At 31.1% G+C, this 13400-nt stretch carries 7 protein-coding genes and 1 pseudogene; 2 read left to right on the top strand and 6 right to left on the bottom strand.

Going from position 1 to position 13400, the window contains the following annotated elements; all coding sequences use genetic code 11:
- Positions 1-268: 268 nt before the first annotated feature.
- From K292_RS0112330 to K292_RS0112320, 3 genes are all read right to left on the bottom strand, one after another.
- The gene (locus K292_RS0112330) at positions 269-1129 is read right to left on the bottom strand and encodes a phosphate ABC transporter substrate-binding protein (RefSeq protein WP_027400082.1); all 861 of its coding nucleotides are present in this window, start codon (positions 1127-1129) and stop codon (positions 269-271) included.
- Between the two features lie 270 nt (positions 1130-1399).
- The gene (locus K292_RS0112325; protein WP_027400081.1) at positions 1400-3469 is read right to left on the bottom strand and encodes a methyl-accepting chemotaxis protein; all 2070 of its coding nucleotides are present in this window, start codon (positions 3467-3469) and stop codon (positions 1400-1402) included.
- 229 nt (positions 3470-3698) lie between these two features.
- Positions 3699-6251: an FAD-dependent oxidoreductase gene (locus tag K292_RS0112320; protein ID WP_027400080.1), complete on the bottom strand. Its 2553-nt coding sequence runs from the start codon at positions 6249-6251 to the stop codon at positions 3699-3701.
- A gap of 466 nt (positions 6252-6717) precedes the next feature.
- On the opposite strand from K292_RS0112320, the gene K292_RS0112315 reads away from it, so the two are divergent.
- Positions 6718-7392: a response regulator transcription factor gene (locus K292_RS0112315; protein WP_027400079.1), complete on the top strand. Its 675-nt coding sequence runs from the start codon at positions 6718-6720 to the stop codon at positions 7390-7392.
- A gap of 173 nt (positions 7393-7565) precedes the next feature.
- Here the strand turns inward: K292_RS0112315 and K292_RS0112310 are convergent, their stop codons facing one another.
- Positions 7566-10679, bottom strand: a complete 3114-nt coding sequence (locus tag K292_RS0112310; protein WP_027400078.1) for an efflux RND transporter permease subunit — start codon at positions 10677-10679, stop codon at positions 7566-7568.
- On the bottom strand, positions 10666-11733 hold the full coding sequence (locus K292_RS17125; RefSeq protein WP_037373192.1) for an efflux RND transporter periplasmic adaptor subunit: 1068 nt from the start codon (positions 11731-11733) through the stop codon (positions 10666-10668). The genes K292_RS0112310 and K292_RS17125 overlap by 14 nt, the downstream gene beginning before the upstream one ends.
- Before the next feature lie 281 nt (positions 11734-12014).
- Here K292_RS17125 and K292_RS0112300 point away from each other — a divergent pair, with 281 nt between their 5' ends.
- Complete coding sequence (locus K292_RS0112300; RefSeq protein ID WP_330364993.1) at positions 12015-13097, top strand: sensor histidine kinase; 1083 nt, start codon at positions 12015-12017, stop codon at positions 13095-13097.
- Positions 13098-13267: 170 nt separating this feature from the next.
- Here K292_RS0112300 and K292_RS19655 read toward each other — a convergent pair.
- Positions 13268-13400 (bottom strand): annotated as a pseudogene (locus K292_RS19655) (IS256 family transposase); the annotation flags it as partial.

Raw genomic sequence — 13400 nt, 5'->3', positions numbered from 1 at the left:
GATATCGTACTCTTCAATTAAACTTGCAATAATGTTTTTCTTCCCTTCGGTCAATGGACCAACTTTGTACACATTTTTCTTTGCCATAAAAATAGCCTCCTATAATAATTTGATTTTATCATAGAAAGCTATATAGTTTTAATATTTTACAGACTTTTTTTCACAGTCTCATTATATAAGAAATTCAGTGTTTTAATCATCCTTTGTATAAAAGCCTTTCCGATTTTTCAGAAAGGCTTTTTTATCTTTTTACGTGTATTTAAAAAACTTATTTAACCGGTATAAAACCACTGTCCTGAACAATTTTTTGTCCTTCTTCACTCATTACAAAGTCTAAATATTTTTGTGCTGCCTCTGAAAGTGTACTTCCTTCAACATATAAAAATGGTCTTGAAATTTTATATTCTCCTGATAATACAGTTTCTAAAGTAGGAGTAACATCTTCAACTTTTAATGCCTTTACAGTATCACTTAAAGATCCAAGAGATACATATCCGATTGTATTTGGAGTAGTTGCAACTGTTTGCATTACTGCACCTGTTGAACCTTGAACTAATGCATCTTTTGTAGTATTATCAATTTCTTCTCCTGCATCATTTTTAGATAACACTTTTGTAATTTCTGTAAAAGCTCCTCTTGTTCCTGAACCTTCTTCTCTTGTTACTACTACAATCTGAGCATCATCACCACCAACTTCGCTCCAGTTTTTAATTTCTCCAGTAAAGATTTTTCTAATTTGTTCAAGACTAAGATCATCCACTTTTGTTTCAGTATTTACTACAACTGCTACGCCATCTTTTGCAATTACATGTTCTTTTGTTACAAATTCTTTTTCTTCATCTTTTACATTTCTTGATAATGCACCAAGATCAGCGATGGCCTCTTTAATTGCTTTAACGCCTTGCCCTGAACCACCTCCCTGTACTTCTACTGTAATCCCGGGATTACTGTCCATAAATGCTGATGCTAATTCCTCAGATAAAGGCTGTACTGATGTTGAGCCTGCTGTCACAACTGTACCACTAACATCACTTCCTGTATCTTCAGAATCATTGCCCTTTGCAGAGCAGCCCGCCATTGTTGCAAAAGCTAATAACATAATTAAAGTAATCGATAAAAATTTTTTCATTATTTTCTCCTTCTTGATCTTTATAAATTTTATATATTTATCCTAAACAATTATTGTTAAAATATAATAAAAACTGTATTAATATTATGTTAAAAGATTTTTTATTTAATAAACTCAATAAATCATAGTGTTTAAGTAATTTAAAATATTTTAATGCTTTCTAAATGTTAACTCTATGTTAATTTTTTAAACATGATCAAAAGTTTCTTAAAAATCAAAAACAACAGTACTAAAAAAAAGAGACCTTTAAGTACTTTAAGTCTCATTTTTTTATGATGCTATTATGTTAATATCAATATCCTTTATATTTTTCAATTTAAACGTTCTTATTAAATCTTTTAATATTTGTGCTTGTCCTGACAATTCTTCTGCAGCAGCAGCACCTTCCTCTGAAGTGGCAGAATTTGACTGTACTACATTAACAATTTGTTCCATACCTTGTGTAATATTATTTAATGTTTTAGCCTGCTCATTAGATGCTTGCGTAATGTGTTCCACTGTTACAGTAACTTCTTTAGATTCATCTACTACAACGACTAACGCTTTTTGGGTTTGTTTTGCAAGCTCAAGTCCTCTTTCAACCGTCTTAATAGAACCTTCTATCAATGATTCCGTATCCTTTGCTGCCTCAGCACTTTTTGCAGCAAGATTTCTGACTTCATCAGCAACTACAGAAAAAGCTCTTCCTTCATGCCCTGCTCTTGCTGCTTCTATCGCTGCATTTAACGCTAAAATACTTGTTTCAAATGCAATATCTTCAATTGTTTTAATTATTCTTTCTATCTCATTGGAAGATTCATTTATTTCAACCATTACACTCATTAAATAATTCATATGTTCATTACTTGTATTAATTTGTTTGCTAAGATTTGCCAATTTACAGTTTGCATTTATTGCATTATTAGCGTTTGCTGATACTTGTTCAGATATTGAAGTAATATTTGATGACAACTTCTCAGATGTAGCTGCCTGCTCAGTAGAACCTTTAGCTAAAGCTTGTGATCCGCTTGACACTTGTTCAGAACCAAAGGAAACTTCTTCTGCTGAAATATCTATTTTTCTTAAAGTTTCGCTTAATGATATAACCGTTTGATTTATATTTGCTTCAATGTCTTCAAATTCACCTACATATTTTACTTTTGTATGTATATCAAAGTTTCCTTGTGACATTTCTTTACAAACTTCAGACGTATCATTTATGATTTCTTTTAATATCTTTTTTGAATTTCTAATTGAGAATATCAATTGTCCTATCTCTGTAGAATCCATTTTCAAATTAAAATTAGTAGAAAAATTACCCTTGCCAAACTGCTGCATTTCTTCATTTATAGCTTTAATAGGTGTTGATAAGGATTCTGCAAATTTTATGAATATAATGGCTGATATAACAAGGATCAATAATGCTATTCCTACACAAAACACAAGTGAAATATAGGTAGCTTTAAAAAACTCTTTTTTTGAAACGTCTATTGCTATACTCCAACCATTAATTCCTTTTATGGGTGCATACGCCATTAATTTTTTATCATTGTTATTTGTATATTCTCCAAATCCTGAATTTCCGTTAACCATATCAGATTCCAGTTCAGCAAGCTTCTTTAATTTTTTATCAGTTTTAACTGATTCAATAATATTTTTTTTATTTTCAATAATACTAGAATCATAAGATGCTATCCTGTTCCCTTCTTTATCAAGAATATAGGTTGTCCCCGTTTCACCTACGCCAACTTGTTTTACATGCTCCGATAGAATATATTGATTCAAACCGGCATAAAGAATTCCATCAAAAACACCATCTTTGAAAATGGGAGAAGCAATAATAAATACCTTCTGATTTGTGTCCTTACTGACTAATGGATCTGATATATAAGTTTCTCCAGAATTTTTACATACATTAAAATATTTTCTCTCAGAAACATCGATATCACTACTATAAGAAACCCCTGCTTTATCTGTTCTGTTCATAAAAGCAAAATTGTTTAATAACGCTTCATCATTTAATTTTTTAGAAACTTCTTCTTTAGTATTATCGGAGCTGAATTCATTGCTTTGGGCTATTTGGTATATTAAATTCTTTGTACCTTCCATCTTTGCAGCTATTTGATCTGAAGCAACCAAAGCTGTTTCTTTTAAGGCTGTCTCCAATGTATTCATATTATTATTATAGTTTATAATACTATTTACTGCTGTTATTAAGCTAAGTGAAATTACAAAAATTCCAAGGGTTAACGCTAATAGTTTAGATTTAATTTTTTTAAATTTTATTGCTTGTTTTTTCTCATTAAATTTTATTTTGGCTAATCTTATTTTTTTTAATTTGCTAAAAAGTTTTGTTTTCATTCTTTATTCCTTTTTTCTTTAAACTATATTAGATTTAATCATTTAATTTTACTGCTTTAAATTAAAGTTTATGGACTTATTGTTAAACATCTATAAAGTAAATGTAAATTATATGTTAAATTCTTACAAAACAGCTAAAGAAAAACGTATTATTACTCATATTAATCAAAAAAACAGCTCACTGGTTAAGTGAACTGTTTCTTTTTTTCTCTATTTTATTTATCTTACCTTATTTTAATTTATCCATTAATTTTATCATTGGATCTTTATTCTCAAAACTCTCAAGTAATTTAGCTGATTTTGATACATCGCCCAAAAGAATTCCTCCGCAGAATCTATTATTTACAAAATATAATTTTTCATAAGTATGTTTCGCATCATCAAAAATTTCAAAACTCTTATATTTCTTATCAGGATCTCTACCGTTATCTCCCAAAGCAAATAATTGAATGTTCATACCTTGAAATGCATTTGAAGGTATAACTGTTTCATAATTTGATTCATCACCAACTGCATTTATTCCTGCAACTTTACCCATTTCAATAGCCTGACTCCAAATAGCAAAGTTTGCTCCATCATATTGTGCACAATCTCCACAAGCATAAATATCAGCAACGCTTGTTTCCATTTTTTCATTAACTACAATGGAACGTTCTACTTCAGCACCAATTTCTTTAGCTAAATCTGTATTTTGCCTTACTCCGGTTGAAAGAACAACAATTTGACCATCTGCAATTACTCCGTTTGATAGTTTTACACCTGTGGCCTTATCCGTTCCGGTAATTTCCTCAATTCCAGCACCAGTTAAAACATTGATTCCAACTTTTTCCGCTGCATCTCTCAATAATGCTGATGCTTTGTCATCTAGCTGTTTAACCATCAATCCTTGAGATTTCTCTATTACAGTAACATCTTTACCTGATTTTTTAAATTGCCAAGCGGCTTCAAGTCCAAGAATACCTCCGCCAATCACCGCTACACTATCAACTTTATCAAGTTCTTTATGAATAACATTAATATCATTTAATGTTCTGATAGCATATACTCCTTTTTTATCAGATCCTTTAATTGGAGGAATAAATGATTTAGCTCCTGTAGCCAAAATCAATTTATCATATTTTCTTGTCTCTTTATTTAAGAGAATTATATTTTTATTTTTATCATCAATTGAAGTTACCTTTGTATTTAATGTAACTTTTATGTTATTTTCTTCATACCATTCAGCTGGTTTAATATAAAAATTCATTTCATCAATATCTGTAAGAATTCCTTTTGTAAGCATTGGTCTGTTATATCCAATTACATTTTCATCAGAAATGATTTCAATACTGCATTTCAAATTTCTTTTTCTGATTTCTTCTGCCGCAGTAGTTCCCGCAGCACCATTCCCTACAATGATAAAGTTTTCTTCTCTTTCTGAGCTATATTCGATATCAGAGATTTCAACTTCAACAAATTGCTCCGGTCCAACACCACATACAGGACAAGCCTGCGGAGGTTCTTCTCCAGGTACAATTTCACCACATACCAAGCATTTCCACATCTTATTAGCTTTACTTGGTTTTGCATTTTCTACTATTTTTCCTGCTAATACAGAAACACCAAACCCATATCCAAATTCAAAGGCCTCTTGAAGCTGTGCTTCATTAGGTTTAAATTTTATCCTTAATCCTTCTCCATAAAGTTTCATTCTTAACTGTTTCAATCTTTGCATAATGTTTGGAACACCTTCACCACTCCAGCCATAAGAACCAAAGGCTGATGCAATTTTGCCTCCATGAGTTTTCGCAAAGATAGAAGTCGTCATATCCCAAATTGGCTTTAATGCTTCACCTACTATAGTAGGTGTACCAAATAAAATACCATCTGCCCAATATAAATCTTCTAATGCCTTATGAACATCATCTGTTACCAAATCATAAAGTCTTACTTCAATGTCTCCTGAAGCTTTTATTCCTTCAGCAATTTTTTCTGCAAGCATACCTGTATATCCATAAGCTGTAACATAAGGAATTACAACAGTTTTTTTCTCATTAGGATTCGTCTCAGTTGACCATTCTTTATAAATATCTACAATTTTTCTTGGATTTTCCGTTAACACCGGACCATGACCTGTGCAAATAATTTTAATATCTAAATCTTTAATTTTTTCAATAGCTTCTAATGAAAATGATTTAAAAGGACCTATAATATTATCAAAATAATATCTTAAAGCCTTCATATAATCTTGTTGATTTTCAATTTTATCATTAGTTATTCCTTCTGAAGAATAATGGGCACCAAAAGAATCACAAGTAATTAATACACCATCTTCTTCAATGTATGTATACATTGTGTCTGGCCAATGCAAATTTGGTGCACTAATAAATCTTAAAGTTTTATTTCCAAGTGAAAGTTTATCCCCATCTTTTACAATAATACTATTAAAATCTTTATTACAAATTTCCTTCATAAAATTAATTGCAGCAGCAGATCCTACTACTTTTAATTTTGGATTTAATTCCAAAAGCATTTCAATTGATCCCGTATGATCGGGTTCAGTATGATCTACTATTATATACTCAATCTCATTCAAATCTACAATTTCTTTAACTTTTTCTAAATACTCATCAAAGCATTTTGCTTTTGATGTTTCAAAAAGAGTAGTTTTCTCTGAACCTTTTAATAGATATGAATTATATGAAGTACCAAATTCTGTATACATAATAATATCAAAGACTTTTAACTCTGGATCTAAATTACCAACCCAATATAAATCCTTTGCAATCTGCTTTGTTTTCATATATTACCTCCTAAAAAACATTTATTCTTTTAATTTACCCTTTTATTATAATATTTAAACTGCTTATATCTTTTTATTTGAATTTATATGAAATCAGTTTTAATATTTTAAGGTCTAATATAAACTTGCTTTTAGTAAAATTATACAATAAAAAAAGACACCTTGTAATAAATATTGGTATCTTTTATAAATTAATCCCCTTTTAATTTTACTTAACTCATCACTTGCATTAATTAACTGTCAATTGAATTGTTTTGTATGTATGATATTATATAAAATAAATATTAACTAAAAATAAATTTTTCTAAAGTTTATATTGAATTAACATTTCTAAGTTATTATATAGTTAGTATGCTAATCTACGACAAATACTGTGTTGTAATTATTAACACAAATATTATAAGCAAATAATACAGTTGGTATGATAAAGCTTTTATTATAGAATAATGATAATGGAGGTAGTAAAATGTTTCGAATTTTAATAGTAGAAGATGATACAAATACAAGAAAACTAATGAAAGCAGTTTTGTCCGCTAATGGTTATCTTACCTTTACTGCCTCTGACGGACTTAAAGCTTTAAAAGTTTTAGATTCAGAACATATTGATTTAATTGTTCTTGATATTATGATGCCAAATATGAATGGCTATGAACTTACAAAAGAGCTGAGAAGTTCCAGTTATGATCTTCCTATTTTAATGGTTACAGCAAAGCAAATGCCTACTGACAAAAGAAAAGGATTCATAGTTGGAACAGATGACTATATGACAAAGCCTGTGGATGAAGAAGAAATGCTTCTTAGAATTAAAGCACTTCTAAGGCGTGCTCAAATTGTGAATGATCATAAACTGACTATTGATAAAGTTGTCTTAGACTATGATTCTCTGACTGTTACAAAAGGAAGTGAAGTTCAAACATTACCGCAAAAAGAATTTTATTTGCTCTATAAGTTACTTGCTTATCCAAATAAAATATTTACAAGAATTCAGTTAATGGATGAAATATGGGGAATAGACTCTGAATCAACTGACTATACAGTAAATGTGCATATAAATAGATTAAGAAAAAGGTTTGAAAATTATCCTGAATTTACCATAGAAACAGTAAGAGGTCTTGGGTACAAAGCCGTTAAAAATATATAAAGATAACTAAAGATATTTATCTAAAAAAATAACCTCCCAGCTTATACAAAATGTAATTAGCTAGGAGGTTTTTTTCTATTCTATAAAAAAATTTATAAAATCGTATAAAAGCAGCTATATTAAGCTGCTTTTATATAGATTATTATAATAAATTTATTTAGAAATTTTTTATTTTAAACACTTTCCACAGCCATATCCTTCTCACGGAGAATATCCTGCTTACGAACCTTCTTTCTGTACATTATTGAATAATATACAGGAAGCATTATTAATGATAGTATAGTTGATGCAATAAGCCCTCCTACATTTACAAGTGCAAGACCCTGCATCATTTTTCCTCCGTCACCAATTGCCATTGCCATTGGCATCATGGAAACAATAGTAGTTAAAGTAGTCATAAATATTGGTCTCATTCTAGTAACACCTGCTTCAATTAATGCTTTTTCAAGAGGCATTTCCTCTCTAAACTGCGTAGCTGTATCAACATATAGAATACCATTATTTACTACCGTACCTACCAACATCAGAAATCCTAACAGTGAAGTCATACTTATAGGTATATTAATCAAGAATAGCAGCAAAAATGATCCTATTAATGCAAATGGTATTGTAGTCATTACCATAAATGAAAATCTTGGTGATTCAAATTGAGCTGCCATTACAACAAAAACAAGAAAGATTGCAGTCAATATAGCCTTGCCCAATGATGCAAATTCATCATTCATAGACTCATTTATGGAGTTTATTCCTATAGAAACAGTTCCTGTTAAATATTTCTCAGCTACTTCCTTGTTTAGAACCGTCTTAGTATCTTTACCTGCTTTATCTGTATAATCTGCATTTATAGTCGCTTGATATTGCTTGTCTTCTCTTGTTATTGAATTAGGACTGTCCTGAAAATAAATATCTGCCACATCTGATAAAGCTACAGATCCGCCATTTCCATTGGAAAGAATGATTCCTTTAACTTGATCAATAGTATCATATTCTCCTTCTGAATATTCAACTTTTACATCTACATCTTCTCCATCGACCTTCATCGTAGTAGATTTTATACCGCTTAACATATTATTTACACTCTGTCCTATCTGAATAGGAGACAAGCCTTCTGCCTTTGCTTTAATAGAATCAACAGAGATTTTTACTATAGGAGCAGCATTTTCAAGACTTGAATGAACTTTAGTAACTTCAGGTCTTTTCATAAGTTCTTCAACAATCTTATCAGAAGTTACTTTTAAATCATCATATTGTGTACTATTTAAAAGCAATTCATATCCACTGCCCATTTGCATATCAGACATACTGGAACCTACTTCTAAAGTGATATTGCAATTCTTGATAACATTCATTGAAGGCTTCCAAGAATTCATTACTTTCTCAGGATCTTTTACCTTATCCTTCAAATAAGCAGTTAAAGTAGCTTCCGAGTTACCATTTAGGGATAGACCACTTCCACCATAATTAACCATGTAAGATTCTACATTTTTATCATTAGCCACAATCTTTTCAGCTTGTTTTAATATTCCATCTACCTTTTCCAACTTTAACCCCGGTCGACTTTCTATTGTTACGGTAATAGTACCATCATCAATAGTTGACATCAATTCCATACCTAACTGTGAAGCTAACACGAATGCAATCAATAAAAATACAACCGAAACAAGCATGACCGTTTTACGTTTAGGCAAAATTGTTCTCATTATTTTACGATATTTTGTTTGTAATATTCTTATTGGTCTTTGTGCAGGTGCCTTTGTTTTTTCCTGTGGTCTATACATATAATAACAAAGAGGTACAATAGAAATAGCCGATACAAACGATGCCAGCATACAAAATACAACTGTAAAACCTAAAGGCTTAAAGATTTGTCCTGACATACCTTGTAAAAAGGCTAAAGGCAAAAATACAACACAGGTAGTAATTGTGGAGCCAAAAATTGACATAATTACAGTTTTTGTTCCATCAACAGCAGCTGATTTGTAACCTTTTTTTAATAAACCATTTTCGCTGCCTTCCTCTAACCCAAGCTCTTCATCTGAACTTAGAGATCTTGAGGAGATAGATCTAAAACAGCTTTCCAACACAACTATGGAATTGTCTACCATCATACCAACTCCAAGAACCAATGCTCCCATAGTTATTACATTTAACGAGAACCCCAATTGCTTCATCAATATTAACGCAACAAATATTGAGACAGGAATTGAACTTCCAACTATCAGAGAAGCTTTTATATCTCCAAAGAAAAGATAAATAATTATCATGGAAACTATAACTGCCAGTATTAGTGTTTGAAGTACAGAACTAAGAGAACTAAGTATGTCATCTTTTGTATCACTTACTACTATTATATCTAAGTTTTCATCTGATTTTTCTAGTTGCTCCACAACTTTCATTACTTCATTGGAAACTTCTACTGCACTGCTACTCTGTTGTTTTTTAATCGACACAGAAATAGTATCTTCTCCATTATATCTGCTTATACTGCTTTGATCTTCCAATGCTTCATAAACTGTAGCAACATCTTGCAGCTGTATTACACTTCCATTTGACACGTTTATTGGAATTTTATTTAAACTTTCTATATCATCATAATCTGCACCTGTAGTAACTGAATATTCCGAATCTCCGGTTTCAGTGCTACCTGCAGGATACGAAAAATCACCACTTGCAATTGCCTGAGATACACCACTCATTGTTATCCCATATTGATTTAGTTTCTCTGAATTTAATTCAATTTTTATATATGAGGCTCTGCCTCCGGAAATGTCAACGCTGGCTACAGAGCTTATCTTTTCAAATTCAGGTACAATTTTTTTGTCTACATAATCATAAAGATTCGTTTGTACTTTGTTACTTACCGACAAGGTTACAACAGGTGAATCATTAATATCTATCTCCATGATAGTAGGAGTTCCTGCATCATCAGGTAATTCTTCCGTGAGTCCGTCTACTTTCTTTTTCAAGTCTAAGTAAGCTTCATCCATATCCGTACCATATACATATTGGATCAATACCATAGAACTATTTTCATTAGAAATAGAAGTTACCTTATCCAATCCGCTCAAGGTATCTACGGCATCTTCTATAGGCTGTGACACAAGCTCATCTATATCATCAGGGCTTGCACCTGAATAAACTGTACTTACTAGCATAATGGGCATTTCCATTTCTGGAGTCTGCTCCAAAGTACTACTAGCCACTGAAGATAAACCAAATACTAAAAGGCATAGAACAGCCAATACTGCCGTTACAGGTCTTTTTAAAACAAATTTAGTTAGCCACATTTACAGATGCCCCCTCATAAAGTTCTGAGCTCCATGTTGATATAACTTTATCATCATTGCTTAGACCTGAAATCACTTCTATATTTTTGTCATCAGATATTCCAACTTCCATAAATACCTTATGAGCTTTTTTATTTTCATATGTATATACAAGGGCCTTACCATTTTCATAATAAACTGCATTTGCAGGTATAGTCATTACATTTTGAACTTTATCGGAAGTAACATAAACCTTTGCAGACGTTCCTGTTGCCAAAGCTACTTTAGAATCAAGGTTTGCTTTTACCTTAAATAAGCCCGACGTCTGATCAACCATGGTGCTTATTTCGCTAATAGTTCCCTCGTACTTTGTTCCTCCCTTTTCTAATACCAATTTATCTCCAACCTTCATATTCTTTGTTATTCTCTCTGTTGCATCAAAGGATACAATTTTATCACCACTTCCTGAAATAACACAAAGCTTTGTCTGAGGACTTACATTATCATAAACCTCTACATCGCAGGATTCTACAAGCCCGCTTGTAGATGCTGTTATTGTACTGTAACTGGATTGATTATTATATTCATTCTCTGCTGATTCATATGATAACTGTGCCTTTGATAATACATTTTTTGCATCTTCATAGCCTTGTGTTGATATACCTCCATTTTCATACAGAGCTTCTGTCCTCTCCATAGTAGTTTTTGCATCTGATAATGTTATCTGTGCTGTTTGAAGATTAATTTTTGCTGTCTCCAGCTGTTTATTCTCTATAGTACATATTACCTGACCAGCTTTAATAGTCTGACCGGCTTTAATTTTTACACTAGTTACCTCTCCTGAAATTTCAGGATAAACGTCTTCAACCTCAGAAGGCTCTACTGTTCCTATAAGTGAACTGACAACTTCTATATCCCCCGATTTAGGATTTACAACTTCCACTGTAGGTGGTATAGCTCCCTCATAAATTGTCTGTCTTCCACTAAGAAATCTTGGCAGAATTAATATAGCAAGTATGATAATTATTACGACAATGATTATTATCTTCTTTCTGCCTTTTAATTTGATTTTCATATATACTCCCTTCTTCTAAGCTTCTTATTTTTCTGCTGCTTATGTTAATTATTAAAATGTGTGCCAAAACTTATATAATCTCGTTTGCGTTTTATAAGAAACTCTAATAACATAAATTTGGCATTATCACATATATAACAATAAAATATAATTAGAAACTCAACATAAACAAATGAGAAAATTACTAAAAATTTACTATAAAAAATATTTTTTGTTTATTCTCATGAAATGAAACTATGCTAAAATAACATTATTCAAGGATAAAAGGTGGTGTATGTATTTTGAATTTAAATTTTAGCTCACAAACTTTGGAAGTAATCCGTTACAAAATAGGCAAGAAAGCTTTAGCAATTATGCTTTCACTTATTGTTTTTATAATACTGCTAATAACCATGAGCATTATAGGTTTTACTATCGTGCTTTTGTTCAAGCATGGTCTGCTGCACGAAATAAGAGAGCCATCTATTTTAGGTCCAATATTAGTTTTGATTATAAGCAGCACCATTGTAGGAACTACATTAACAGCTATACTAAGCAGAATTCCACTAAAACCCATACGTAGAGTTGTAGCTGCATGTAATAAAGTGGCTGATGGAGATTTCAGTGTCAGACTTCCTGTTTCAGCCATTGATGAATTTAATATATTTGCAAATAGCTTTAATAGAATGGCTAAAGAACTTGGCAGCTTGGAAATGCTTCGTTCTGATTTCGTAAATAATTTTTCCCATGAATTCAAAACACCCATTGTTTCTCTTAGAGGTTTTGCAAAGATATTAAAGAGTCCTGATTTATCAGAAGAAGAAAGAAATGAATATTTAGATATTATCATAAGTGAATCCGATAGGCTGGCTGAACTAGCAACCAACGTATTAACTCTAACAGCCATAGAAAATCTTAATATTATCTCTGATAAATCAAAGTTTGACTTATCAGAACAAGTTCGTCGTAGCGTGTTAATGCTTGAATCAAAATGGTCTAATAAAAATTTAGAAATGATTATAGATATTGATGATGTATATTATACGGGTAATGAAGATCTTTTAAATCAAGTCTGGATAAATCTTATTGATAACGCAATTAAGTTTTCTCCAGATAAAGGAAAAGTTAAAATTAAAGTTAAGAACTTAGATAATAGTATTGAATTTAAGGTGATGGATAATGGCTATGGTATAGATGAAGAAAATCTAAAACATATATTCGATAAATTTTATCAATGTGATAAATCTCGTAATACAGAAGGTAATGGGTTGGGTCTGCCTATCGTATATAAAATTGTTAAGCTTCATCAAGGGGAAATAATAATTGAAAGTGAATTAGGCCTTGGAACAATATTTACCGTTATACTTCCTATAATAAAATCATAAAATAAAAGAGTGTATGAAAAAAAGTCTGTAAATTAACTTTCTATGATAAGATTTTAAATGTGGTCGGCTCATTTGAGCTGACCTTAACTGTTTTCAATATATTAAATTTTTCTAAGCATGTCAAGAACATCTTTAATAAAGATGTAATTTATTACCATATTTTGCTGCTTTTAAAATTGGAATCTTTCCTCGTACATAATTGAAAATTCACCATATACCTTACCCCAGTTTTTAAGTGGCTGGCTCCATTTTTTTGTGGCTTGAAGTGTAGCAAGATAAAGGGACTTTAAAAGTGCCTTATCA

The organism is Anaerovorax odorimutans DSM 5092, from assembly GCF_000426305.1.
In the GTDB taxonomy this organism is placed as follows: Bacteria; Bacillota; Clostridia; order Peptostreptococcales; family Anaerovoracaceae; genus Anaerovorax; species Anaerovorax odorimutans.
The sequence above is the reverse complement of the archived record's forward strand: the minus strand, read 5'-3'. Positions and strand labels throughout refer to the sequence as shown.

Bases quoted from the DNA above. Each gene is read 5' to 3' on its own strand.
- K292_RS0112320 (WP_027400080.1), bottom strand. From the start codon at position 6,251: ATGAAAACAAAGCAGATTGCAAAGGATTTATATTGGGTTGGTAATTTA.
- K292_RS0112330 (WP_027400082.1), bottom strand. From the start codon at position 1,129: ATGAAAAAATTTTTATCGATTACTTTAATTATGTTATTAGCTTTTGCA.
- K292_RS0112325 (WP_027400081.1), bottom strand. From the start codon at position 3,469: ATGAAAACAAAACTTTTTAGCAAATTAAAAAAAATAAGATTAGCCAAA.
- K292_RS17125 (WP_037373192.1), bottom strand. From the start codon at position 11,733: ATGAAAATCAAATTAAAAGGCAGAAAGAAGATAATAATCATTGTCGTA.
- K292_RS0112315 (WP_027400079.1), top strand. From the start codon at position 6,718: ATGTTTCGAATTTTAATAGTAGAAGATGATACAAATACAAGAAAACTA.
- K292_RS0112310 (WP_027400078.1), bottom strand. From the start codon at position 10,679: ATGTGGCTAACTAAATTTGTTTTAAAAAGACCTGTAACGGCAGTATTG.